This window comes from Streptococcus taoyuanensis, from assembly GCF_029589235.1.
Classification (GTDB): Bacteria; Bacillota; Bacilli; order Lactobacillales; family Streptococcaceae; genus Streptococcus; species Streptococcus taoyuanensis.
Map to the genome: position 1 here is coordinate 18,278 of NZ_JARQVW010000006.1, position 24,265 is coordinate 42,542.

General features: G+C 36.5%; 24 protein-coding genes and 3 tRNA genes. 20 read left to right on the plus strand and 7 right to left on the minus strand.

Annotated features, from left to right (window positions below):
- Positions 1-23: 23 nt before the first annotated feature.
- From rlmH to P5Y91_RS05410, 6 genes are all read left to right on the plus strand, one after another.
- Positions 24-503 (plus strand): 23S rRNA (pseudouridine(1915)-N(3))-methyltransferase RlmH, encoded by a 480-nt coding sequence (gene rlmH / locus P5Y91_RS05385; RefSeq protein WP_003009233.1) that lies wholly within the window; start codon positions 24-26, stop codon positions 501-503.
- Between the two features lie 42 nt (positions 504-545).
- Positions 546-619, plus strand: a tRNA-Arg gene (locus P5Y91_RS05390).
- A 349-nt stretch (positions 620-968) separates the two neighbouring features.
- Positions 969-2,309, plus strand: a complete 1,341-nt coding sequence (locus P5Y91_RS05395; RefSeq protein ID WP_195487232.1) for a sensor histidine kinase — start codon at positions 969-971, stop codon at positions 2,307-2,309.
- Positions 2,306-3,064, plus strand: a complete 759-nt coding sequence (locus P5Y91_RS05400; protein ID WP_003009229.1) for a response regulator transcription factor — start codon at positions 2,306-2,308, stop codon at positions 3,062-3,064. Before P5Y91_RS05395 ends, P5Y91_RS05400 begins: the two co-directional genes overlap by 4 nt.
- Positions 3,065-3,114: 50 nt before the next feature.
- A tRNA-Glu gene (locus tag P5Y91_RS05405) sits at positions 3,115-3,186 on the plus strand.
- Between the two features lie 8 nt (positions 3,187-3,194).
- A tRNA-Asn gene (locus P5Y91_RS05410) sits at positions 3,195-3,268 on the plus strand.
- Between the two features lie 102 nt (positions 3,269-3,370).
- On the opposite strand, the gene P5Y91_RS05415 is transcribed toward P5Y91_RS05410, so the two are convergent.
- Both P5Y91_RS05415 and P5Y91_RS05420 read right to left on the minus strand, forming a co-directional pair.
- On the minus strand, positions 3,371-5,938 hold the full coding sequence (locus P5Y91_RS05415; RefSeq protein WP_118396206.1) for a YfhO family protein: 2,568 nt from the start codon (positions 5,936-5,938) through the stop codon (positions 3,371-3,373).
- A 49-nt stretch (positions 5,939-5,987) separates the two neighbouring features.
- Complete coding sequence (locus P5Y91_RS05420; protein WP_049486042.1) at positions 5,988-7,613, minus strand: ATP-binding cassette domain-containing protein; 1,626 nt, start codon at positions 7,611-7,613, stop codon at positions 5,988-5,990.
- Positions 7,614-7,818: 205 nt separating this feature from the next.
- Between P5Y91_RS05420 and trpS the strand changes: the two genes are divergently transcribed.
- Together trpS and guaB are read left to right on the plus strand one after the other, a co-directional pair.
- The gene (gene trpS, locus P5Y91_RS05425) at positions 7,819-8,847 is read left to right on the plus strand and encodes a tryptophan--tRNA ligase (protein ID WP_049486041.1); all 1,029 of its coding nucleotides are present in this window, start codon (positions 7,819-7,821) and stop codon (positions 8,845-8,847) included.
- A 142-nt stretch (positions 8,848-8,989) separates the two neighbouring features.
- Positions 8,990-10,471, plus strand: coding sequence for an IMP dehydrogenase (gene guaB, locus P5Y91_RS05430; RefSeq protein ID WP_277839142.1), 1,482 nt, complete (start codon positions 8,990-8,992; stop codon positions 10,469-10,471).
- A 45-nt stretch (positions 10,472-10,516) separates the two neighbouring features.
- On the opposite strand, the gene recF is transcribed toward guaB, so the two are convergent.
- Both recF and yaaA read right to left on the minus strand, forming a co-directional pair.
- Entirely contained in the window at positions 10,517-11,611 is a 1,095-nt protein-coding gene (gene recF / locus P5Y91_RS05435; protein WP_118396208.1) for a DNA replication/repair protein RecF, read from the minus strand.
- The gene (gene yaaA / locus P5Y91_RS05440) at positions 11,611-11,973 is read right to left on the minus strand and encodes a S4 domain-containing protein YaaA (protein WP_024054765.1); all 363 of its coding nucleotides are present in this window, start codon (positions 11,971-11,973) and stop codon (positions 11,611-11,613) included. The genes recF and yaaA overlap by 1 nt, the downstream gene beginning before the upstream one ends.
- A 155-nt stretch (positions 11,974-12,128) precedes the next feature.
- Here yaaA and yfmF point away from each other — a divergent pair, with 155 nt between their 5' ends.
- The 8 genes from yfmF to P5Y91_RS05480 all read left to right on the plus strand — a co-directional run bounded on the left by yfmF (position 12,129) and on the right by P5Y91_RS05480 (position 18,914).
- Positions 12,129-13,376 carry an EF-P 5-aminopentanol modification-associated protein YfmF gene (gene yfmF, locus P5Y91_RS05445; protein ID WP_118396210.1) on the plus strand — a complete coding sequence of 416 codons (1,248 nt, stop codon included), beginning with the start codon at positions 12,129-12,131 and terminating at the stop codon, positions 13,374-13,376.
- Positions 13,377-13,384: 8 nt separating this feature from the next.
- Entirely contained in the window at positions 13,385-14,659 is a 1,275-nt protein-coding gene (yfmH, locus tag P5Y91_RS05450) for an EF-P 5-aminopentanol modification-associated protein YfmH (protein WP_118396212.1), read from the plus strand.
- Positions 14,660-14,685: 26 nt separating this feature from the next.
- Positions 14,686-15,093 (plus strand): helix-turn-helix domain-containing protein, encoded by a 408-nt coding sequence (locus P5Y91_RS05455; protein WP_118396214.1) that lies wholly within the window; start codon positions 14,686-14,688, stop codon positions 15,091-15,093.
- Between the two features lie 31 nt (positions 15,094-15,124).
- Entirely contained in the window at positions 15,125-15,664 is a 540-nt protein-coding gene (gene pgsA / locus P5Y91_RS05460) for a CDP-diacylglycerol--glycerol-3-phosphate 3-phosphatidyltransferase (RefSeq protein WP_003009208.1), read from the plus strand.
- Complete coding sequence (locus P5Y91_RS05465) at positions 15,665-16,489, plus strand: energy-coupling factor ABC transporter ATP-binding protein (protein WP_118396216.1); 825 nt, start codon at positions 15,665-15,667, stop codon at positions 16,487-16,489.
- Positions 16,474-17,316, plus strand: a complete 843-nt coding sequence (locus P5Y91_RS05470; protein WP_155125170.1) for an energy-coupling factor transporter ATPase — start codon at positions 16,474-16,476, stop codon at positions 17,314-17,316. Before P5Y91_RS05465 ends, P5Y91_RS05470 begins: the two co-directional genes overlap by 16 nt.
- Complete coding sequence (locus P5Y91_RS05475; protein WP_118396220.1) at positions 17,309-18,106, plus strand: energy-coupling factor transporter transmembrane component T family protein; 798 nt, start codon at positions 17,309-17,311, stop codon at positions 18,104-18,106. The genes P5Y91_RS05470 and P5Y91_RS05475 overlap by 8 nt, the downstream gene beginning before the upstream one ends.
- Positions 18,107-18,263: 157 nt before the next feature.
- Positions 18,264-18,914 carry a LysM peptidoglycan-binding domain-containing protein gene (locus P5Y91_RS05480; protein ID WP_118396222.1) on the plus strand — a complete coding sequence of 217 codons (651 nt, stop codon included), beginning with the start codon at positions 18,264-18,266 and terminating at the stop codon, positions 18,912-18,914.
- A gap of 24 nt (positions 18,915-18,938) precedes the next feature.
- On the opposite strand, the gene P5Y91_RS05485 is transcribed toward P5Y91_RS05480, so the two are convergent.
- From P5Y91_RS05485 to sdaAB, 3 genes are read right to left on the minus strand one after another with little or no spacing between them, the layout of a single operon-like run.
- Positions 18,939-19,568, minus strand: a complete 630-nt coding sequence (locus P5Y91_RS05485) for an HAD hydrolase-like protein (RefSeq protein ID WP_003002086.1) — start codon at positions 19,566-19,568, stop codon at positions 18,939-18,941.
- A gap of 1 nt (position 19,569) precedes the next feature.
- Positions 19,570-20,442, minus strand: coding sequence for an L-serine ammonia-lyase, iron-sulfur-dependent, subunit alpha (gene sdaAA / locus P5Y91_RS05490; RefSeq protein ID WP_045760056.1), 873 nt, complete (start codon positions 20,440-20,442; stop codon positions 19,570-19,572).
- A 9-nt stretch (positions 20,443-20,451) separates the two neighbouring features.
- A complete protein-coding gene (sdaAB, locus tag P5Y91_RS05495; RefSeq protein WP_003002135.1) occupies positions 20,452-21,123 on the minus strand; it encodes an L-serine ammonia-lyase, iron-sulfur-dependent subunit beta in 672 nt (223 codons plus the stop codon).
- A 228-nt stretch (positions 21,124-21,351) separates the two neighbouring features.
- Between sdaAB and apf the strand changes: the two genes are divergently transcribed.
- The 4 genes from apf to P5Y91_RS05515 all read left to right on the plus strand — a co-directional run bounded on the left by apf (position 21,352) and on the right by P5Y91_RS05515 (position 24,265).
- Positions 21,352-21,894, plus strand: coding sequence for an aggregation-promoting factor (gene apf, locus P5Y91_RS05500; protein ID WP_070664944.1), 543 nt, complete (start codon positions 21,352-21,354; stop codon positions 21,892-21,894).
- Positions 21,895-22,098: 204 nt separating this feature from the next.
- Entirely contained in the window at positions 22,099-23,220 is a 1,122-nt protein-coding gene (mnmA, locus tag P5Y91_RS05505) for a tRNA 2-thiouridine(34) synthase MnmA (RefSeq protein ID WP_023919979.1), read from the plus strand.
- 20 nt (positions 23,221-23,240) lie between these two features.
- The gene (locus P5Y91_RS05510; protein ID WP_049471774.1) at positions 23,241-23,663 is read left to right on the plus strand and encodes an SseB family protein; all 423 of its coding nucleotides are present in this window, start codon (positions 23,241-23,243) and stop codon (positions 23,661-23,663) included.
- A 146-nt stretch (positions 23,664-23,809) separates the two neighbouring features.
- Positions 23,810-24,265, plus strand: a complete 456-nt coding sequence (locus tag P5Y91_RS05515) for an NUDIX hydrolase (protein WP_070449615.1) — start codon at positions 23,810-23,812, stop codon at positions 24,263-24,265.

Here is a 24,265-nt window from a genome sequence, read left to right on the forward strand (position 1 = left end):
AAGAATTATGCTACAATAGGGGAATGAAAATTAAATTGATAACCGTTGGAAAATTAAAAGAAAAATACTTAAAAGATGGGATCGCGGAGTATATTAAAAGGCTTGGTCGATTTGCAAAAGTAGAACAGGTTGAGTTAGTTGATGAAAAAACTCCAGATCGTGCCAGTCAACTCGAAAATCAACAAATCCTTGAAAAAGAGGGGGAACGAATTCTCTCTAAGATTTCAGATAAGGAATATGTGATTGTATTAGCCATCGAAGGAAAACAATTTCCTTCAGAGAAATTTAGTCAAACGATTGACCAGATTATGACATCTGGTTATTCAAACCTTACTTTTGTTATTGGAGGCAGTCTTGGTCTGTCTCCTGAAGTGAAAAAAAGAGGAAATCTATTAATGAGCTTTGGTCAATTAACTCTTCCTCATCAGTTGATGAAATTAGTGTTGGTGGAACAAATCTATCGTGCTTTCATGATTCAACAGGGGAGTCCTTACCATAAATAACCTTGACGCTCCTTCCTTTTTCTGCTAAAATGAAGTAAGTTCGGTCTCATAGCTCAGCTGGATAGAGCATTCGCCTTCTAAGCGAACGGTCGCAGGTTCGAATCCTGCTGGGATCAAATGAAAGATGCAGCTTTTGCTGCATCTTTTCTTTTATGTTAAAATGTATAAATTTTCGTTATCTATTAATTTTTGTATACTTTGCTATAGATTAATAGTAATGAAATGATTTATTAGGAATATTTTAAAAAAGAACTAACAATCCCTATATAGTGCAAAGTGTAGATTATATAAATTGTGTAAAATAGTTTTCATTCATGTAACAAAAACATTAAAAACATTACAATTTTACCGATTCCCTTTAATTTTAGGCTATTTTATATTATAATTTTTTGTATATAATATTTTATTTTTTTATAATAATACTAAAGTATAATAAAATAGAAAAAACAAAGTGGGAGAATTTGTGTGATTCAGTCATTAATCTTGTCTTTTCTCTTGGGAGGGATCATTGTTCTGACGTTTGCATTAGTGGACGAAAAAATCTATCAGGAACATCAATTTGCGTTTATCTTTCTGCTGAGCACCTTTGTTCTTCTTTTTGAAAGTCTCTTAGTATTTTTAGATGTGACTTTATTTTCAAATATTCGACTCTCTGATTTAAATATGCTCTTATGGCCGGTTTATTTATATCCTTATTATCATTATGCCAATCGGACGAATCGCTTGTGCGCCATTTTTTATTCTTTTTTTACTTATTTAGCGGTTGAAGGAACAGCAACTTTTCTGACGATAATTGTCTCTTCAGTATTGGGGGATGCTGTTGTAGCAGCTTACTCGATTGTCTACAATATGTGTATTCGTTTGCTTTCTTTAGGAATCATTTTGAAGTTAATTGACCTATTTGAATTTGATTTTACTCCTTTTTATGAGAAAGAATTTGAAAAATATTTAAAGAGACTCATCTGTGTCTATTTTGCTATATTTGTAGTGATTAATTTTGCTTTATGGATTAGTGAACAAGCGCAATTTAAAAATTTTGGGAGTATGTTGGCAACGATTTGTTTTTTCTCTTTTGTAGTCAGCTTATTCCATATGAAAATCGAGCGAGATCAGTATCGTAAAAATTTAGAACTGGAGTATAAAGAATTTTCTGAGCAACAAATGAGTCGGTATATGGCTGAAATTCAAAGTCTCTATTCTATTGTTAGGGGATTTCGTCATGATTTGGGAAATTTAGTTATTTCTATGTCATTAGCTATTGAGGAAGAAAATATTCCAGAAATACAGAGAATCCATAGAGAAGTATTGGAAAAAGGTTATAAAGAGATCAATACAGAAGCATTATCAGGATTCAACTTGGTCAATATCAAAGATTCTGCTTTACGAAGTATTTTGATTCGAGGTTGGTTGGATGCAAGAGATGCTGGGGTAGAAATGACCTTTGAAACGAGTGAACCAATCGAGCAACTACCAGTTGATTTATTGGATATCGTGAGAATCGTTGGGATTCTAGTGACAAACGCTTTGGAAGCTTCAAAAGAAGCAGAAGAAAAGAAAGTTCATATTGCTATTTTCTCTATTTCAAAAATTGTTTACTTAGTGATTCATAATACAACAAATGAAATCACTTTTGATATTAGAAAAATATATGAAGAAGGCTATTCGACAAAAGGAGAAAATAGAGGACTAGGATTAAATAATGTGAGAAAAATCTTAGCAAATTATGGAACGATGTTTTTAGAAACGGAATTGCAAGGAAATCGTTTTTTACAAGTTTTGAAGATTGGAGGATACGAACAAGAATGAAGATTTTTTTATTAGAAGATGAGCTCTCTCAACAGATACGGGTAGAAAAACATATTGCAGAAATTGCTAAGGAATTAGAAATTAAACTTGAAGTGATTTCTACGGGTAAAATTTCGGAATTTGAAAATTATATCCAACATTCGGATATCCACCAATTATATTTTCTAGATATTCATATCCAAGACAATGAGTATTGTGGGCTGGAAATTGCTCAAAAAATACGAGAAGCAAATCCTTATGCCATTATTGTTTTTATTACTACAAAATCAGAATTCGCTTCGATTACCTATCGTTATAAAGTATCTGCCTTAGATTTTATTGATAAAAATTTGAATGAAGATTTATTTAGATTAAAAATCAAGGAGTGTATTGAGTACCTAACAACTATTCAAATTGGAAATGATGATTTGACAGATTATTTTGAGTATGACTTTAAGGATAAAAAGATAAAAATTCCATTTAAGGATATTCTCTATATTGAAACTGTTGGTTCGGCTTATAAATTAAACTTAGTTGGGAAAAATTTTCAAAAAGAAATTGCGGGAAGTTTATCAGATGTCTTGGAGAAAGATGTGGAGGAGAGATATTTCAGTCCCCATCAATCTTTTATCGTGAATAGAAGTATGATCATTGGAATGGATAAGAAAAAGAAACAGCTGCTGTTGAAAGAAGGGTATTCTTGTCCAATCTCAAGAAGCAATATCAAACGTGCCAAAAAATTAATTGAAGAGCAAAATTTAGAATTTAGTGCTTGACAATTAGTTAAATTTTGATATAATGGGATATGTTCTGTTAATGAATATATGGTCCGTTGGTCAAGGGGTTAAGACACCGCCTTTTCACGGCGGTAACACGGGTTCGAATCCCGTACGGACTATATCTCATTCCGCCATAGCTCAGTTGGTAGTAGCGCATGACTGTTAATCATGATGTCGTAGGTTCGAGTCCTACTGGCGGAGCTAGCATAGCACCCATTTGGGTGTTTTTTTTTTTGTTTTGAAAAAGGCTAGGATAATGACTATCCTAGCCTTTTATTTATAAGTGAACGATGGTTAGATTCCTTAACTTTTTCGTCTTTTTATTTGTCTCCATTCGTAGAGGAAGAAGAGAATGATTCCAATGAAAAAGGCAATAAGTCCTTCAATGAAGCCTTGGGGAACAAATGTTAAGGTGACTGTTCCGGATCCTTTTGAAACACGAACTCCCATCAATCCTTTCTGGATGCGATGAATTTGGATAGGCTTTCCATTTTGTTTAGCTGACCAGCCTTTATCATAAGGGAGTGTAAAAATAAGGGTAGTGTCTCTATTTGCGTTATAGGCTGCTACCAATTTGTTTTTCTTTTTGTGAATAGCAACTTCTTGCTGACGAATACTAGCAATAGCTTGTGTGTATTGGTCAAGATCCAGAGCAAAAAATTCTGGTGTATCAAAGGAGACTGTCGAATTTTCTGGAAAACTCATACGAATAGTAACTGTTTCTTCTGTGTCAAAATGGCCAATTGAAAAGAATGGAAAGGCATTATCAATGGTATAGCGTTGGGTCTGTCCATTGTAGCTGATTTCAATATCTTTCCGATCATCGTTTGAAAATTGTAAATTTGGAACATTGACATATAGTTGGCTATGGGCAGGAACCGTTACTTCATATTGAATACTTGCGTAGGAAAGATGACTATCTTCTTCAATTTTTGCAGTTTGCAACGAAGATGTAGTATTTTGTGAAGTAGGCGAGAGAATATTTAATTTCTTATAAAATTTATATTTTTCATCCGTGATTTGATGGATGAATCGTGTCTGATTATCCAGTGTCAAATTCGTAAAGGAAGTATTTTTATAAGGTTTTGCTGACAGAAAGGCGATTGGTAAGGCATATTCGTTTTCTGAAAGTGAGACTCCATTTTTGGTTGCAATCTCTTTAAATCCAAATTTTTGAACAGGTTGTTGGCTTAAATTATAGCGAACACCAAATAGACTATCCATTAAAATAGAATTGTTTTGGTATCGAAGATTGAGGTTAGTTCCTTCAGATTTAAATCCTAGTTTGTCCAATGTCGAGCTAGCATCCGTATTTCGTACAGATGAAAATTGAGAAATTCCATTATAACCATACTTCATGCTATCATTGCCCGTTTGTGGATGTAGAATCTCAGTCCGATAATTTGAGTCTGTCTTCTCTCTTACTAAGGATTGGATGGCTTTTAAGTCGCGTTCGTAGGATGATCGAGAAGCAAAGACCCATTCATTCGCAATTCCTTCCATTTGATAATAACTATTTACCGATAATTCAAAAATGGAGAAAAAAAGGATCGAAAGATAGAAAAGTCTAGGCGGTATCTTTTTTAGGATAAATCCTAAACAGACCAAATAGAAAGCAATTAAAAATTCAAAAGTAACAATAAAATTGACAGCATCTAAAAATTTATAGTGACTGCTGTAAAGGACAGTTGCTCCAAATCCTAGAATAAGGAGGAAATTAGCAAGACTAAAACGAATCCAAGTGATCTCCTCTATTCGATTTAGTACTTCTCCTGCCATCAGAATAATCGTCAAAGAAAAGATCCAAGAGTATCGATGAAGAAACATATTTGGCGCGTGCATACCTTGCCAAAGGAGATCTAATAATTGAAAACGAAAACTCAAAATAAGAATGGTCAAGAGTATAAAGTAAGAAAGTTTCACGTGAAACTTGATCGACTTTACAAAGAAAAAGGTGATCGCTAATAGAAGTGGAAATAATCCCACGTAGATCATTGGAATTGATCCATATTTAGTAGTGTCAAAACTTCCAATGAAATTTTTTGCAAATACGTCAAGATACCAACTTTTTTCTGTAAAGATACTGTTAACCTTTGAAAAACTTTCTCCATGAGTGCGTAAATCTAAGAAGGTTGGATATAACATCACAAGGCTTGTTATAACTGATAAAATAGATACAATCACAAAATGAAAGAAGCGTTTTCCAATTCCTTTGATGTCCCATGACAGTTGTGTCAAGTACCATAAAATAAGAAAAATAGACATCATAAACCCAAAATAATAATTTTGGATAAACAAGCTGGTTAAGCTGATAAAGTAGAGAATCTCTCCCTCATTGTAAATGAGTTTTTTGAATCCATAAAGAATTAATGGTGCTAGGATAAAAACATCTAGCCAAGTTTTGATTTCAATTTGGCTGATAGCAAAACTCATAAGAGCAAATGAGGTTGAAAGGGTAAGAACCAGGGATCTAGGAATTTTAGAAAACATTCCATGTAAACTAATATAAGTGCTTAACCCAATAGCTCCAAATTTAAGAAGAGTGATGAGGTAAACAGCATCCGGCATGGATTGTGCATTAAAGAAGTAGACAAGAGGAGAAAAGAAACTTCCTAGATAATAGCTACTGAGTGCATAGAAATTAATACCTAATCCACTTTGAAAACTGTAAAATAGGCTGTCTGTCCCGTGTAAAATATTTCGAAGTGTGGTATCAAAAATGACATACTGATGATAACCATCTCCTAATAAGGGGGATGTATCACTGTTCCAGTAGATTCCTTGTGAGAGGTAAATAAAGAACATCATGATAGCTGGAATCAGGAAAGAAGATACTATAAAAAGGGATGTTTTTAGCTTTGTTTTATTCATATATTTCTACTGAAAGAGCCTGAAATAATGATTTCAGGGCTCTTTATTTTTATGATTGGCTCCAAAGTTCTTTCACTTTTGCTTGAACTTCTTCATTTTCAAGAAACTCATCATAGGTTTCATCAATACGATCGATCACGCCATTTTTTGAAAGAACGATAATATGGTTGGCGAGTGTTTGAATGAATTCGTGGTCATGGCTGGCAAAGATAATCGATTCTTTAAAATTCTTCAATCCATCATTCAAACTTGAAATAGACTCCAAATCCAAGTGATTGGTTGGATCATCCAGTACAAGAACATTTGACTTGAGGAGCATCAATTTAGACAACATGACACGAACTTTTTCTCCCCCTGACAAGACGTTGACAGACTTGTTAACTTCGTCACCTGAAAAGAGCATACGTCCTAAGAAACCACGAAGGAAAGTATTGTCATCTTCTTCTTTACTTGCAAATTGACGAAGCCAATCAAGAATACTTTCACCACCTGCAAAATCCCGACTGTTGTCTTTTGGTAGATAAGACCGACTAGTTGTAACTCCCCACTTGACAGTTCCTTCATATTCAATATCATCCATCAATGCACGGATCAAAGCGGTTGTTTGAATATCGTTCTGTCCGATAAGGGCGGTTTTGTCACCAGGACGTAAGATAAAGCTGATATTGTCAAGGATAGTTTCTCCATCAATCTTGACAGAAAGATTTTCAACTGTCAAGAGATCGTTACCAATTTCTCGTTCTGCCTTAAAGTTGATAAATGGGTACTTCCGACTAGATGGAACAATTTCTTCAAGTTCAATCTTGTCAAGCATTTTTTTACGCGAAGTTGCTTGTTTTGATTTTGAAGCGTTGGCTGAGAAACGTGCGACAAACTCTTGTAATTGTTTAATTTTTTCTTCAGCTTTTGCATTTCTATCTGCTTGTAATTTTGCTGCAAGTTCAGAAGATTCTTTCCAGAAATCATAGTTCCCGACGTAAAGTTTGATTTTTCCAAAGTCGAGATCTGCCATATGGGTGCAGACTTTATTCAAAAAGTGGCGGTCATGGGATACAACGATAACCGTATTTTCAAAATCAATCAGAAAATCTTCTAACCAGGTAATGGATTGAATATCCAATCCATTGGTCGGCTCGTCCAAAAGAAGGACATCTGGTTTACCAAAAAGGGCTTTAGCTAAGAGAACTTTCACTTTATCCCCATTGGCTAACTCGCTCATAGTTTGATAATGAAGGTCTTCTGAAATATTTAGATTTTGAAGCAATTGAGATGCTTCACTTTCTGCTTCCCATCCACCAAGTTCGGCAAATTCACCTTCAAGTTCAGCTGCACGGACACCATCTTCATCAGAGAAATCTTCTTTCATGTAGATAGCATCTTTTTCTTTCATAATGTTGTAGAGCTTTTCATTTCCCATAATGACAACATCGATGACCCGCTCGTCTTCGTAGTCAAAGTGATTTTGACGCAAAACAGACAAACGTTCATCAGGGCCAAGAGAAATATGACCAGTTGTTGGTTCAATATCTCCAGCTAAAATTTTTAAAAAGGTTGACTTTCCAGCACCGTTGGCACCGATGAGACCGTATGTATTTCCTTCTGTAAAGTTGATATTGACATCGTCAAACAATTTTCGATCACTAAAACGTAGTGAGACGTCTGATACTGTAAGCAATGATTTTCTCCTCTTTCTATAATGTCTTCATTTTACTAGAAAATAGGGGAAAATTCAACTTTTTTACTGTCAATTTGTTTTTACAATGATGTAAACGAAATTGACAGTTTAGTAAAGTGTTAATTCCTTACAAACATAGAGGATAGACTAACATTTTCAACTAGAAAGTGCTATAATGATAGGGATAACGATTAAGGAGAAGAGTATGACAAAACCCATCATTCTGACAGGAGATAGACCGACAGGAAAACTCCATATCGGCCACTATGTTGGTTCTTTAAAAAATCGCGTCTTGTTGCAAAATAAAGACGAGTATAATATGTTTGTTTTCCTAGCAGACCAGCAAGCTTTGACAGACCATGCAAAAGATCCAAAAACGATTGTAGAATCTATTGGTAATGTTGCTTTGGATTATCTGGCAGCTGGACTAGATCCTGAAAAAGTTACGATTTTCATTCAAAGTCAGATTCCTGAATTAGCGGAATTGACCATGTATTACATGAATCTAGTATCTTTGGCGCGACTTGAAAGAAACCCAACTGTAAAAACCGAGATTTCTCAAAAAGGTTTTGGTGAGAGTATTCCAACAGGATTTTTGGTATACCCTATTTCACAAGCAGCCGATATCACAGCTTTTAAAGCAAATTTTGTTCCAGTAGGAAATGATCAAAAGCCAATGATTGAGCAAACTCGTGAGATTGTTCGTTCCTTTAATCATGCTTACAACACAGATACTTTGGTGGAACCGGAAGGGATTTATCCTGAAAACGAAGCAGCAGGGCGCTTACCTGGTTTAGACGGAAATGCTAAAATGTCTAAATCGTTGAATAATGGCATTTACCTAGCTGATGATGCAGATACTTTAAAGAAAAAAGTGATGAGTATGTATACTGATCCTGATCATATTAAAGTAGAGGATCCAGGAAAAATCGAAGGCAATATGGTATTTCATTACCTGGATGTATTTGGCCGTCCAGAAGATGTAGCTGAAATTGCAGAAATGAAAGAACATTATCAACGTGGTGGACTTGGTGATGTAAAGACCAAACGATATCTTTTAGAAATTTTAGATCGTGAATTAAGACCAATTCGTGAAAGACGACTTGAGTTTGCAAAGGATATGGGTGAGGTCTACTCTATTCTTGAAAAAGGAAGTGAGCGCGCTCGAAATGTAGCAGCTCAAACACTGGATGAAGTAAAATCTGCGATGGGAATTACCTATTTTAAAAAATAAAACGACTTCATTAAAAGCGAACATTTCTTACTGTTCATTGATAATTTACCAATAAATGATTGACAAATTGCCATAGAATGGTATGATATTAACAATAAAAATTCGAGCCTTGCTCAAATAAAAAGAAAAGAGGATCCAGATAATGTCTAATTGGGACACAAAGTTTTTAAAAAAAGGGTTTACATTCGATGACGTGCTTTTGATTCCAGCAGAAAGTCACGTATTGCCTAATGATGCAGATTTAAGTACACAATTAGCAAGTAATTTACGCTTGAATATCCCAATCATTACTGCTGCCATGGACACAGTGACTGAAAGTCAAATGGCAATTGCTATGGCACGTGCTGGTGGACTTGGTGTTATCCATAAAAACATGTCAATTGACCAACAGGCAGATGAAGTACGCAAAGTAAAACGCTCTGAAAATGGAGTTATCATTGATCCGTTCTATTTGACTCCGTCTCATACAATTGCAGAAGCAGATGAGTTGATGGGACGATACCGAATCAGTGGTGTTCCTGTTGTTGAAACACTTGAAAATCGTAAATTAGTTGGTATCCTTACAAACCGGGATTTGCGTTTTATTTCTGATTACAATCAACCCATTTCAAATCATATGACGAGTGAAAATTTGGTGACCGCACCAGTTGGAACTGATTTGGAAACAGCTGAACGCATTCTACAAGAGCACCGTATTGAAAAATTACCATTGGTAGATGAAAATGGTCGTCTTTCTGGCTTGATTACAATCAAAGATATTGAAAAAGTTATTGAGTTTCCAAATGCGGCTAAGGATGAATTTGGTCGTTTGCTTGTGGCTGGTGCCGTAGGGGTTACTTCAGATACTTTTGAACGTGCAGAAGCTCTTTTTGAAGCTGGTGCAGACGCAATTGTCATTGATACTGCTCATGGACATTCTGCGGGTGTTCTTCGTAAGATTGCAGAAATTCGTGCTCACTTCCCAGATCGTACCTTGATTGCAGGAAATATTGCAACTGCTGAAGGTGCTCGTGCATTATTTGATGCAGGGGTAGACGTAGTTAAGGTCGGAATTGGTCCAGGATCAATCTGTACAACTCGTGTTGTTGCAGGGGTTGGTGTTCCTCAAGTGACTGCTATTTATGACGCAGCCGCTGTAGCTCGTGAATATGGAAAAACGATCATTGCTGATGGTGGTATCAAGTATTCAGGAGATATTGTCAAAGCACTCGCAGCTGGTGGAAATGCAGTAATGCTTGGTTCAATGCTTGCAGGTACAGATGAAGCACCAGGTGAAACAGAAATCTTCCAAGGTCGTAAGTTTAAAACATACCGTGGTATGGGATCTATTGCAGCAATGAAGAAAGGTTCTAGCGACCGTTACTTCCAAGGATCTGTCAATGAAGCCAATAAATTGGTTCCTGAAGGAATTGAGGGACGTGTTGCTTATAAAGGTTCTGTAGCAGATATGGTATTCCAAATGATCGGTGGTATTCGTTCAGGTATGGGGTATGTTGGTGCAGCAACCATTCAAGATTTACATGATCATGCACAATTTGTTGAAATGAGTGGTGCAGGATTGAAAGAAAGCCATCCTCATGATGTGCAAATTACAAACGAGGCTCCTAACTACTCGGCACAATAAATTTACACATTTGTAAACAAAAATAACAGCATCTTGACAGTATTGTCAAGATGCTGTTTTGATATGACCGGCTTGAACAGTGAAAATTTTCAACTCTTCAGGTAGTTCTTTTAAATGATCGAGAGTGGTCGTTGTAATAAATGTTTGAATATTATTAGAGATGGTTTCAAGTAGTTGAAGTTGACGATAATTGTCAAGTTCGCTCATGACATCGTCAAGTAGTAAAATCGGCTTTTCTCTTGTGATTTCTTCCATTAATTCAATTTCTGCTAATTTTAGAGAGAGAACAACACTTCGATGCTGGCCTTGACTACCAAAGGTAGCATTCATATTATTGATGAAAAATGCCAAATCATCCCTGTGAGGCCCAATACTTGTTGTTTTCCTAAAAATATCCTTCTGACGGTTTTTTTCCAACATAGAGAGAAACTGCTCTTCTATATCATTTCCTTCTTCAGAAAAAACAGTTGACTGATATTGAATTGATAGGTTTTCTTTGTTGTCAGAAAGTCGAGTATGTTTTTCTTTTGCTTTAGCTTCTAATTTTTTAATAAACTCAAGCCGATGATGGATGACGCGACTTCCAAAACTAGCTAGTTGTGAATCTAAGACATCCAAAAATGTAGCATCAATTTTTTCCGAATTTTTTAGATAACTATTTCTTTGTTTCAGTACATGGTTGTATTGAGATAAGTCAGATAAGTAGAGAGGTTTCATCTGACCTAATTCAATGTCAATAAACTTTCGACGCCCTGCAGGTGATCCTTTGATCAGTTGCAAATCTTCGGGTGCGAAAAGGACAACATTCATATGGCCAATATAGTTCGATAATTTGGCTTGTTTCAAATGATTTACCTTAGTTATCCGACCTTTTGGAGTCAAGGAAATTTCTAATGGAAGGGGACCAGTTTCTCTTTGTAATTGACCAGAAACTTTGAAATCTGTGGATTCAAAATAGATGAGATCTCTATCATTTCGTGTTCGATGACTTCTGGTTAAAGCTAGAAAATAAATTGATTCGAGAATATTGGTCTTTCCTTGAGCATTTTGACCTAGGAAAATATTTAATCCAGGATGAAACTCGACTTCAAGTTCTTGATAATTACGAAAATGTTGAATGGATAAGTGTTTTAACCACATTAGGAGATACCAGGAAAGCGAATTGCTTTTTCTTTTTTGTTAGTCTTTGTCGGTTGTTTCTTTTGTTGTTGATTGAGTTGCTTGACAAGTTTAGCAACACGTTCCTTTTCTTCCTTCTCTTTAAGATGCTCTTCTATTTCTTCTTGAGAAGGTTCAAGAATGGTGATAGTCATGCTCAGTTCAGGAATGTCAATTTGATCATTGACACGAAGTTTACGGCCTCTCCGTTGTTCTAATTCACCATTAACAAAGACTTCTTTTTCTTGAAGAAAGGCTTTGATTGCACCACCACTCTGTATAATACCGAGTTCTTTTAAGATTGCTTGTAATGTAATAAAGTCATCAAATAATTTGTAATTCATAGTTCACCTCTTTGCGTGTTATTATACCATATTTTTAGTTTTTCTAGGGTAGAGAATGTTGAGTGATTTGAGGAGCTTTTTCACAGTTTGAATTAGGATTTTAGTGTGATTTCGTGTTATAATGAAAGTTACTATTGAGTAGAACGAGGATGAAAATGGAATTAGTAAAGGGCGTGAATCTTCACTTTCTTCAATCAAAAAAATTTAAAACCAATAAAATTAAGGTCCGTTTTTCATCGCCATTAGATGAAAATACCGTGGCTGCGCGTGTTTTAGTAGCCTGTATGATGGAAACTGCAAATCAAAAATATCCAACTTCACAATTATTCCGTGAAAAATTAGCGAGTCTATACGGGGTAGAATTGTCAACCTCAGTCTCTAAGAGGGGGCGTGTTCATTATGTTGATTTGAATATTTCCTTTGTGCGCGATGACTTTTTGAGTAAGAAAAATGTTCTTACTGATGAGGTTTTGGACATTATAGAAACTATCTTCTTTTCACCTTTGGTAGTAGAAGATCACTTTGACAGTGATACATTTGACGTTGAAAAGAAAAATACGATTTCCGATTTGGAGTCAGAAATTGAAGAGCCTTATTATTATGCACATGGGCAATTGAATCAACTATTTTTTGAAGACGAAACAATCGGGATGTCAAGATTGGGGAAAGTTGATTTAGTGAGACAAGAAACAGCTCAAAGTTCTCTTGGACAGTTTCATCAGATGCTCCAATTAGATAACATTGACTTCTTTTTCATAGGCGATTTTAATGAGGTCGCTATTGTGGATCGAGTGAACCAGTTTGAATTCAAGCCACGTGATAACAATTTGTCTGTCACCTATCAACAACCTTTTACAAATGTTGTAAGAGAAAAGTTAGAGCAAAAACAAAACCAACAATCTATTTTAGAATTAGGTTATCATTTTTCTACCCAGTATGGAGAATCTCTCCATATCCCTCTAGTTGTATTAAATGGGATGCTGGGAGCTTTCTCGCATTCGAGACTTTTTCAAATAATTCGTGAGAAAGAAGGCCTTGCTTATACTATCTCAAGCCATTTTGATATTTTTACAGGCTTCATGAGAGTTTTTGCAGGCATTGATAAGGAATCTCGTACCAAAGTAATGACCTTGATTATGAGACAGTTGAATGATTTAAAACGAGGCAAGTTTACAGAGTCAGAGCTTCAATTGACAAAAGAAATGTTGGTGAATACGACCTTATTAGCACAGGATCGGCAAAATACCTTGATTGAAAGGGAATATCTGAAAACGATCCTAGGAAAGAAAGTCCTTTCTTTAGAAGAGTGGTTAGAGTCCATCGATAAGGTTAGTAGAGAAGAAATTATTGAAGTGGCAAAAACAATTAATTTACAGTCTGTTTATTTTATGGAAGGAAAGTAGTGTAAAGATTGAAAATTAAAGAAAAATATTATGAATCAGTTGGTGAGCAAGTTTACTTTACACGCTTGTCAAATGGGTTGACTATTCATTTAATTCCCAAAGAAGATTATTATGAAACCTATGGAATAATCACAACTAAGTTTGGCTCAGTGGATACACGAATTATAGTGAATGGTGATGAAAGGCAATATCCTGCAGGAATTGCTCATTTCTTAGAACACAAAGTATTTGAAGATGAAAATGGTCAAGATTATTTAAAAAAATTCGTTCATTTAGGATCGGAAAGTAATGCCTTTACAAGCTTTACAAAGACAAGTTATCTTTTCTCAACAACTTCAAAAATCCCTGAGAATATTCAATTGTTATTGGAGATGGTTTCAAAGGTTTCCTTTACAGAAAAATCTGTATCTAAGGAAAGAGAAATCATTCAACAAGAAATTGGAATGTACCAAGATAGTCCAGACTATCGATTATTTTTTGGTGCTTTAGAAAATTTATATCCTGGAACACCGTTAGCAGATGATATTGCTGGAACTAGGGAGTCTATTTCTGACATTACAATAGATAATCTCCGTGAAAACTTTGATCTATTCTATCATCCCTCTCAAATGCACTTATTAGTGATCGGAAACTTTGATGTTGATGAAGTATTGCAAGTAGTAAAGGAATATGATCTAGTTCCTCCTCATCCATCTGTGGAGTTAGAACGTTTTCCTGTAGAAAAAAATGAAGTAAGATTGAATCAATCTTGTAGAATGGAAGTTGCTACTCCTAAGTTGGCAATTGGAATTCGAGGAAATGATATCATTAAGGAAGAGGAAAAATTTCGTTATAAATTGATGTTGAAATTACTGTTTTCGATGATGTTTGGTTGGACTTCGCAACGGTTTCAAAGTTTATATGAAGCTGGGAAGATTGACAACTCATTGACACTTGAAGTCGAGGTTGAGGAATTATTTCATTTCGTTATTTTGACAATGGATACTCAAGAACCGGTGTCCTTATCTCATCAATTTAGATCAGCGATCAAACAATTTGAGAAGGATCCAGATGTGAATCAAGAACATTTGGATACGATTAAAAGCGAAATGTTTGGTGATTTCTTACAAGGTTTAAATTCGCTTGAGTATAGTGCTACTCAGTTTGAATATTTTTCAGACGGTAGCACTTCTTATGATCTTCCAAAGATTTTACAAGGTATTAGTTTACAAGATATCATCAAATTAGGGCGTCAGTTCATCGACCAGGCTGAGATGGTTGACTATATGATTTTTCAAAAGTAGTAAACAATGTATCAAGAAGGGAAAACATGAAGAAGAGAACGATTGGTCAAGTGTTAAAACTGTCAAGAGTAAATTTACACTTAAGTTTACAGGATGTGTCAAATAAAACAGCCATTGAAATTCCTTATATAGAAGCGTTGGAAAACGATGAGTTTGATCTATTACCGAGTCCCTTTTACGCTCAGATCTATCTTAAAAAGTTAGCATGGGCTTTGGGATTAGATGAGTCCATCTTATTGACAGCTTTTCGTGAAGGAAAAGAATTGTTATTTGATGAAGAAATACTTGTAGATGACGAAGAGCTTCATTCAAGAAAATTAAGACAGAAAGCGAGCTGGTTACCAATCCTGTATTATCTACTAGTTAGTTTTGCCATTCTTGGCTTTGTGATTTATATCGTATATTTTTATGAGTTTACAGCATCTGTAAAATAGATGTAAAGATAGTTTATTTTTTGGAGGAAGTATGAAAAAAGAAAATATTCCTAATGCATTGACATTAATTCGGGTTGTGATGATTCCTATTTTTATTGCTATTTTAAGTTTAAGTCACTCTTATCTAGGACATATTGTAGCGGCAGTTATTTTTGCAATTGCTAGTATTACAGATTATTTAGATGGCTTTCTTGCACGAAAATGGAATGTAGTGAGTAATTTTGGTAAATTTGCCGATCCAATGGCAGATAAATTATTGGTCATGTCAGCCTTTATTATGATGATTGAATTAAAAATGGTTCCTGCTTGGATTGCAGCCGTTATCATTTGTCGTGAGTTAGCTGTTACTGGTTTGCGTCTTCTCCTTGTTGAGACAGGTGGTACAGTTCTTGCTGCAGCCATGCCAGGAAAAATTAAAACCTTTAGCCAAATGTTTGCCATTATCTTTTTGCTTTGCCATTGGACACTTCCAGGGCAAGTGTTGCTTTATATTGCATTGATTTTCACAATTTATTCTGGTTACGACTACTTTAAGGGAAGTAGTTATCTCTTTAAAGACACATTTAAATAAATGAAACAGATGATTGAGCTAAAAAATGTATCCTTTCGATACGATAAAACAGTAGAAGAGTATCAAATTGACACGGTTTCGTTTCACGTGAAACAAGGAGAGTGGCTTTCGATTGTTGGACACAATGGTAGTGGGAAATCTACAGTTGTACGCCTGATTGATGGTCTTTTGGAAGCTGAGTCTGGTGAGATTTACGTTGATGGAAAACAACTGACTCGTGAAACCATATGGGAAATCCGTAGTAAAATTGGGATTGTATTTCAGAACCCTGACAACCAATTTGTTGGTGCGACAGTAGAAGATGATGTTGCCTTTGGTTTAGAAAATCAAGGAATTCCACGGGAAGAAATGCTTCAACGTGTGGAGAAGGCTATTGAGCAAGTCGGTATGCTGGAGTTTAAAGATCGCGAACCATCTCGTTTGTCAGGTGGTCAAAAGCAACGAGTGGCCATAGCAGGTATTATCGCCTTGAGACCAACTATTATTATCCTTGATGAAGCAACTAGTATGTTGGATCCAGAAGGTAGAGAGGACCTAATGGCAGTAATGAGAAAACTTCAGAAAAAGTTTCAATTAACAATTATCTCCATTACCCATGATTTAACCGAAATTGCCTTAAGTGATCGAACACTCGTGTTTCAAAAAGGAAAACTAGAGTCTTCTATGACGCCGCGGGAATTGTTTTCAAGAAATGATCTGAATGAGATTGGATTAGATAAGCCTTTTAGTAAGCAGGTCCAAGAATCTCTCAGCTCGCATTTTCCGCTAAAGCAGGACTATCTAACAGAAAGTGAGTTATTAGACCAACTATGGGAATCTCTTTAAAGAATGTCTATTATACTTATCAAGAGGGAAGTCCTTTTGAAGGGCGGGCGCTTTCTGATATTAGTTTGGAAATAAAAGATGGATCTTATACAGCCATCATCGGGCATACTGGTAGTGGCAAGTCTACTTTGTTGCAATTACTAAATGGTTTACTGCGTCCGACTAAAGGAACGATTCAATTTGAAGATTTTGTTTTAGATAATCATTCTGAGCCAAAAGAAATGAAGTACCTGAGAAAAAAAGTCGGTTTGGTTTTTCAATTTCCAGAAAGTCAGCTATTTGCGGAAACTGTTCTAGCTGATGTAGCCTTTGGACCACAAAATTTTGGGGTACCTAAGGACAAAGCGGAGGAAATAGCCAAAGAAAAATTAGCGATCGTTGGTTTAGAAGAGTCTATCTATGATAAAAGTCCATTTGAACTATCTGGTGGACAAATGAGACGGGTTGCGATCGCGGGTATTTTAGCTATTGAACCAGAGATTTTAGTATTGGACGAGCCAACAGCAGGGCTAGATCCTGCTGGAAGAAAGGAATTGATGGCGCTGTTTGAAACATTACATAAAAATGGGATGACTCTAGTTCTGGTAACTCATACGATGGATGATGTAGCAAATTTTGCTGATACCGTATTTGCTTTAGAAGCGGGAAAACTTGTCCTAAACGGATCCCCAAGGGAAGTGTTTCAACAGGTTGAGTATTTACAAAAACTTCAATTAGGAGTCCCACAAATTACGAATTTTGCTCTTCAATTGAAACGAAGAGGACTTCCTCTGGACAGACTACCAATCAAAATTGAGGAACTAAAGGAGCTGTTACTTCATGAATAATATGATTTTAGGAAGGTATATTCCTGGAAACTCCATTATCCACCAACTAGATCCTCGTGGGAAGTTGCTCTCAATGTTTTTATTCATATTTCTTCTGTTTTGGGCAAATAATATCCAGACAAATGTTCTTCTCTTTGCTTTTATTTTTGTTTTAATGTATCTAACGAGGATTTCGGTTAGTTTTTATATTAAAGGCTTAAAATCAATGATTTTTATCATTGCTTTTACAACTATTTTTCAATTATTTGCGACCTCTCAAGGAACTATTTTGTATCAATGGTGGTTTTTTAAATTAACCGACCAAGGATTGATGCAAGCCACCATCATATTTTGTAGATTTATTTTAATTATTTTTTATTCGACGATTTTAACCGTGACGACGACACCATTGAGTTTAGCAGATGCTGTTGAAAAGATCCTTACCCCACTAAAAATTATTAAGGTTCCAGCTCATGAGATTGGCTTAATGCTATCTATGAGTTTGCGCTTTGTTCCAACCTTAGTAGATGATACGAATCGAATTATGAATGCGCAAAGGGCGCGTGGTGTTGATTTTGGTGAAGGAAATCTATTAAAAAGGATCCGTTCCTTTATTCCGATCCTCATTCCTTTGTTTGCCTCAAGTTTTAAACGCGCAGATGCATTAGCAATTGCGATGGAAGCGAGAGGGTACAAAGGCGGTGAGGGACGAACACGCTATCGGACTCTGCAGTGGGGAGTAAAAGATACCCTGGCATTGCTCGTTATTCTGTGCCTCATGTTGATAGTTTTTTATCTAAAAAATGGATAGAGCTAGTTGTATTGGTTCAAAAATAAGGAAAAAGCGCTATACAAAGCGCTTTTTACATTAAATTCACATATTCTTGTAACATTTGTAATATATTCTACAATAAACTGTAACATTTTGTGTGTATGATAGAATTATGTTCGAAAGGAGAATAGAATTCATGAACAGTAAAAAGTTCCAATGGACAGTCACTTCCCTACTTTCAGCAGCATCACTTTTCATTTCTGGTATTGCTACAGTGAATGCTGAAACTTACGAAGTGAAGTCTGGAGATACTCTATCAAAAATTGCACTAGAAAATAACACTTCAGTAGAAAATATTATTGCATCTAACAATCTGACCAATGAAGATTTGATCTATGCAGGACAAATTATTGAGTTAGGTGAGCGTTCAAAATCTATGATTGATAAAGTTGCTCCACAAGAGCAAGCAAAACCTGCTGAAAGTGCATCTACAGCAACTGCAACAGCACAAACTGCTCAAAAACAAACAACTTATGCAGCAAATGTTGCAGTGACTTCTGCACAATCAACAAATGGTGGAATTGTTCTATCAAATGGGAATACTGCTGGAGAACAAGGATCTTATGCGGCTGCTCGTATGGCTGAAATGACTGGTGTACCTGCTTCTACTTGGGAAGCAATCATTGCCCGTGAATCAAATGGTCAAGTAAATGCAGCAAATGCTTCTGGTGCCAGTGGTTTGTTCCAAACAATGCCAGGTTGGGGTTCAACTGCAACAGTTGATGATCAAATCCAGGCTGCATACAATGCATATAGCTCACAAGGTTTATCAGCTTGGGGTTATTAAAAAATAGGTTTACAAATTGTAAACCTATTTTTTTAATGTCTCAAGAATGTCAAGTGGAGAGTGACAAATAAAATCTGGTGAGTAAAGAAGTAGCTCTTCAAGATCTCCAAATCCCCAAGTGACGGCCATGGTTTTTATGCCAACTGTTTGACCTCCGATGAGGTCAAATTTTGTATCTCCAATAATCACTGTCTCCTCTTTTGGAAGGTCATTGATTGACAAGGCGTATCGAATGACATCGGCTTTGTGGATACGATCTGAATTTGATCCATAAATTCCTTTAAAGTATTTAGCGATACCTAAATCTTGACACATCTGTAAAGCAACTGGTTCATGTTTTGAAGTAGTTACATAAAGAGGAATGTTTTCGTCTTGTAATGCTTTCAAAGCTTCTACTATCTGAGGAAACAGAGTTGATTTGTATTGACCTTTTTCATGATAATACTGGCGGTAGATAGTTACGGCTTGATCTACTAAAGTTTCAGGAAGGGTAGCTTCAAAACTAGAAATCAAAGGTGGTCCCATAAAACTACGGATAGTTTTGAGATCGGGTTGAGGAACCTTCAAAGTATCGAATGTATGTTGAAAGCTCTCTGTAATTCCCTTGGAACTGTCAACTAATGTTCCATCTAAATCAAAAAATAAGGCTTGCATGCTATTCTCCAAATATCTCTTTTTGTAATCTACGTCCGGTTGGTGTTGCTGCCAATCCTCCTTCAGCTGTTTCTCTAAAGGCAGTCGGAAGACTAGATCCAACTTGGTACATGGCGTCAATCACTTCATCAACAGGTATTTTTGATTCAATACCTGCTAAGGCCATATCAGCAGCAATGAAGGCATAGCTGGCTCCCATTGCGTTTCGTTTGACACATGGAACTTCCACGAGTCCTGCTACTGGATCACAAATGAGACCAAGCATGTTTTTGATGACAAAACAGACTGCCTGACTCGCTTGATAAGGAGTTCCCCCAGCAGCTAGTGTCAATGCTGCCGCACTCATAGCTGAAGCAGAACCAACTTCTGCTTGACAACCACCTTCTGCACCTGAAATAGAAGCATTATTGGCGATCACTAAACCAAAAGCTCCAGCTGTCAGTAGAAAATCTAATTGTTGCTGACGGTTTAACCCTAATTTTTGAGTTGCTGCAGTGAGAACTGCGGGAAGGCAGCCAGCAGATCCTGCAGTGGGTGTTGCGCAGACCAGTCCCATCTTAGCATTGTGTTCGTTGACAGCAATAGCATTCTTCGCTGCAGTTAGGACGGTCAAGTCAGATAACGTTTTTCCTGATTTGATATAGCGATCTAATTTTGCGGCATCCCCACCAGTTAACCCACTACGAGAGTGGTTTTCATTTAACCCTAACTTTACAGAATCAATCATCACTTCTAAATTACGGGTCATTAATCGTAGGACTTCTTCTCGTTCACGACCAGTTAGTTCAAATTCAGTTGCAATCATTAACTCTGCGACGTTTCCTTGGTATTGCGTGCTTGCTTGTTCTACGAGGTCTACAATTGAATAAAACATATGAACTCCTTATTTGAAAAAGTTGACATTATGAAGATGAGGAATTTTACGGATATCTTCGATCGCTGCTTCACAACTCCTTGAGTCAACTTCTATAATCATAATCGCTTTTTCTCCAGCTTTTTCCCGCGTCACATTCATTTGCGCAATGTTAATATCATAGCGAGAAAGAGCTTCTGTCACATGAGCGATCATTCCAGGGACGTCCTGGTGAACAATGATAATGGTTGGAGTATTCATATTTAGCGAGATAGCAAAGCCATTTAACTCAGTAACCTGTATGTTCCCACCACCAATTGAGATTCCAGTGACAGAAATCGTTTTATGATCATTTTTAACAGTAATGGTTGTTGTGTTTGGGTGAGGAGCATTGCTTTCTTTTTGAATAGACCAAACAATCCGAATGCCTCGTTCATGCGCAATTTTTAGACTATCTGGGATTCTAGGATCATCTGTGTCCATTCCTAAGATGCCCGCTACTAAGGCTAAATCTGTTCCATGACCACGATAGGTTTTGGCGAAGGAATTAAATAATTGGAACTCAACTTCTTTTGGTTCCTCTCCAAAGATAGAAGAAACAATTTTACCAATTCGAACAGCACCTGCAGTGTGACTACTGGATGGGCCGATCATCACAGGTCCAATAATATCAAAAACTGATTGGAATTTTAAAGAGTTCATGCTCTGCTCCTTTGTGATCACTTTACTTCATTATATCAGATATGGCTGATGATTTCTTCTATTTTTCCCGAAATATCTGAGAAATCTTAAAGGGGGCTTAAAGCATTTATATTATCCTGGATTTTTAGTATTTCTAACATCTGACTGAAATATTTGACATATAATTTCAATAAATATGAAATATTTCTTGTGTAGTATAGAGGTATACCAATAAAGGAGTACATAATAATGAATAAAAAACAAATGATGAAACGAATGATTGGACTTAGTTTACTTGCAGGACTTTTCCTTCCAATTGTAGCGAATGCAGATTCTTATACTGTAAAATCAGGTGATACTTTATCAGCTATTGCTAAAGAGAAAAACACAACGGTTGATGCGATTGCTAAGAAAAATAAGATTAGTAACGTGAATCTCATCTCAGTTGGTCAAGTTCTTGAGATTGAAGATGCAAATACAACGCAGAAAACCACGGAGCAAGCTCCTGCTAGTAAAACTGATACTACACAAGCAACAACTACTGTCTCTGCTTCAGATGGCTTGAGTGCGGAAGACGCGGCTGCTAAGGAATGGATTGCTCAGAAAGAGTCAAGTGGTAGCTATACAGCACAAAATGGCCAATATTATGGCCGTTACCAATTAACTATCACTTATTTGAATGGTGATTTATCACCTGCAAACCAAGAAAAAGTAGCCAATCAATATGTTGTCAACCGTTATGGATCATGGTCAGCAGCTAAAAATTTCTGGTTGGCAAATGGCTGGTATTAAATTCGTTTAAAAAGAGTTCTTGAATAGGACTCTTTTTAAATTTACAGACTTGTAAACCCATCGATCCTGATCAACAAAAAGAATAGTAAGATGCTTGTTTTCTAATATAAAGCGTGTTAAAATGGTAACTGCTCAAAACGACCTTCAATCGTTGAAGCAAACCACGACCTTCAATCGTGAGAAACGAAAAGATGGGAGAAATCTATGAGTGATAACTCGAAAACACGTGTTGTTGTTGGTATGAGTGGTGGTGTGGATTCATCTGTAACAGCTTTATTATTAAAGCAACAGGGTTACGATGTCATCGGCATCTTCATGAAAAACTGGGACGACACAGACGAAAATGGCGTCTGTACAGCTACAGAAGATTACAAAGATGTAGCAGCGGTTGCAGACCAAATTGGCATTCCTTACTATTCTGTCAACTTTGAGAAAGAATACTGGGATCGTGTCTTTGAATATTTCCTTGCTGAATACCGAGCTGGTCGAACACCAAATCCGGATGTCATGTGTAATAAGGAAATCAAATTTAAGGCCTTTTTAGATTATGCTATGACACTCGGTGCAGATTATGTAGCGACAGGGCACTATGCGCGCGTGGCGCGTGATGAGGATGGCATTGTTCATATGTTACGTGGTGTTGACAACGGGAAGGACCAAACTTATTTCTTAAGCCAGCTGTCACAAGAACAACTTCAAAAAACCATGTTCCCATTGGGACATTTGGAAAAGCCTGAAGTTCGCCGTCTAGCTGAAGAAGCTGGATTAGCAACAGCTAAAAAGAAAGACTCAACTGGAATTTGCTTTATTGGAGAAAAAAATTTCAAAGAGTTTCTAGGGAATTACCTTCCTGCCCAACCAGGTCGAATGATGACCATTGATGGACGAGATATGGGTGAACATGCAGGTTTGATGTATTACACAATCGGTCAACGGGGTGGGCTTGGAATTGGAGGCCAACAAGGTGGAGACAATGCGCCATGGTTTGTAGTTGGTAAAGACCTTAGTCAAAATATTCTTTATGTAGGTCAAGGCTTCTATCATGAAGCATTGATGTCAACAAGTTTACAGGCTAGTCAAGTTCACTTTACACGAGATATGCCAGAAGAGTTTACATTAGAGTGTACAGCTAAGTTCCGCTATCGTCAACCAGATTCTAAGGTAACTGTACACGTTAAAGGTGATAAGGCAGAAGTGATTTTTGCAGAACCTCAACGAGCTATTACACCAGGACAAGCTGTTGTCTTTTACGACGGTGAAGAGTGTCTAGGCGGTGGCTTGATTGACAATGCTTATCGGGATGGAAAAGTTTGTCAGTATATTTAGATTTTCTAGGAGGAACGAAAGTGTTTCAGTTCTTTAAGAAAAAAATAGAGAACACAAAGACTATCTCTGACTATAAGAAACAGTATTTGAGGGAGAAAACGACGGAGTCAATTGAAGCTTTGTTCAAGGAATTGAAGCAATCTAAAGTTTGGGTTCCCTTTAATGCCTCTTTAATGGATGGGAGTGACGAACAAGAAGGTGTTCGTCTAAAACCGGATATTCTACGAAAGGGAGACGACTACTTTTATCCTTGTTTCTTGACGGAACAGGATATTCCTAAAGATTATTACGATCGTTTTTCTTGGCTGCAAATACCTTTTACGGACTGTTTATTTACTGCAGAAAGGATAGGAAAGTTTCCAGTGAGAGGGATTGTTCTAGATGCATTCTCTGATCCAGTTGAGATTGACAAAGGAGTTTTTGAAGCAATCCGTCAATCTTAGTATATTTAAATTGACAAATTTTCTCAATTTGCTACAATAATAAAAGCAATAGAAATGATGGTCAAAGCTCATGGATGTTGCAGGCTTTTTTGTCCTGCACTTCTCAGAGTTTTGACTATTTTTGTGTGATTTCGAAAGGAAGTAAAATGAGGCAACAGGATTTTCGGACGAAAATAGGTTCTACTGTTTTTGGCGTGAGAGCGACTGCTTTGATTGTAAAAGATAATCGCTTGTTCGTCATAGAAGATGAGGACGGCTGTTATACAATCGGAGGTGCTATTCAAGTCAATGAAACTACAGAGGATGCGGTAGTTCGTGAAGTCAAAGAGGAACTTGGTGTTACATCTACAGTAGGTCCGTTAGCTTTCGTGGTTGAAAATCACTTTGAACAAGCTGGAATCCACTATCATAACATTGAATTTCATTATTTGGTGGACTTGCTAGAAGATGCACCTTTGGTCATGCAGGAAGATACAAAGCGATTACCTTGCCGTTGGATTGCTTTAGATGATTTACACACTGTTGACATGAAACCGGCCTTTTTAAAATCAGCCCTACCAGAATGGGACGGAAAATTACGACACATCCATCTTGAGAAATAG

Coding starts and splice junctions, on each gene's coding strand:
- rlmH (WP_003009233.1), top strand. CDS start 24: ATGAAAATTAAATTGATAACCGTTGGAAAATTAAAAGAAAAATACTTA.
- P5Y91_RS05400 (WP_003009229.1), top strand. CDS start 2,306: ATGAAGATTTTTTTATTAGAAGATGAGCTCTCTCAACAGATACGGGTA.
- P5Y91_RS05415 (WP_118396206.1), bottom strand. CDS start 5,938: ATGAATAAAACAAAGCTAAAAACATCCCTTTTTATAGTATCTTCTTTC.
- trpS (WP_049486041.1), top strand. CDS start 7,819: ATGACAAAACCCATCATTCTGACAGGAGATAGACCGACAGGAAAACTC.
- guaB (WP_277839142.1), top strand. CDS start 8,990: ATGTCTAATTGGGACACAAAGTTTTTAAAAAAAGGGTTTACATTCGAT.
- recF (WP_118396208.1), bottom strand. CDS start 11,611: ATGTGGTTAAAACACTTATCCATTCAACATTTTCGTAATTATCAAGAA.
- yaaA (WP_024054765.1), bottom strand. CDS start 11,973: ATGAATTACAAATTATTTGATGACTTTATTACATTACAAGCAATCTTA.
- yfmF (WP_118396210.1), top strand. CDS start 12,129: ATGGAATTAGTAAAGGGCGTGAATCTTCACTTTCTTCAATCAAAAAAA.
- P5Y91_RS05455 (WP_118396214.1), top strand. CDS start 14,686: ATGAAGAAGAGAACGATTGGTCAAGTGTTAAAACTGTCAAGAGTAAAT.
- pgsA (WP_003009208.1), top strand. CDS start 15,125: ATGAAAAAAGAAAATATTCCTAATGCATTGACATTAATTCGGGTTGTG.
- P5Y91_RS05465 (WP_118396216.1), top strand. CDS start 15,665: ATGAAACAGATGATTGAGCTAAAAAATGTATCCTTTCGATACGATAAA.
- P5Y91_RS05470 (WP_155125170.1), top strand. CDS start 16,474: ATGGGAATCTCTTTAAAGAATGTCTATTATACTTATCAAGAGGGAAGT.
- P5Y91_RS05475 (WP_118396220.1), top strand. CDS start 17,309: ATGAATAATATGATTTTAGGAAGGTATATTCCTGGAAACTCCATTATC.
- P5Y91_RS05480 (WP_118396222.1), top strand. CDS start 18,264: ATGAACAGTAAAAAGTTCCAATGGACAGTCACTTCCCTACTTTCAGCA.
- P5Y91_RS05485 (WP_003002086.1), bottom strand. CDS start 19,568: ATGCAAGCCTTATTTTTTGATTTAGATGGAACATTAGTTGACAGTTCC.
- sdaAA (WP_045760056.1), bottom strand. CDS start 20,442: ATGTTTTATTCAATTGTAGACCTCGTAGAACAAGCAAGCACGCAATAC.
- sdaAB (WP_003002135.1), bottom strand. CDS start 21,123: ATGAACTCTTTAAAATTCCAATCAGTTTTTGATATTATTGGACCTGTG.
- apf (WP_070664944.1), top strand. CDS start 21,352: ATGAATAAAAAACAAATGATGAAACGAATGATTGGACTTAGTTTACTT.
- mnmA (WP_023919979.1), top strand. CDS start 22,099: ATGAGTGATAACTCGAAAACACGTGTTGTTGTTGGTATGAGTGGTGGT.
- P5Y91_RS05515 (WP_070449615.1), top strand. CDS start 23,810: ATGAGGCAACAGGATTTTCGGACGAAAATAGGTTCTACTGTTTTTGGC.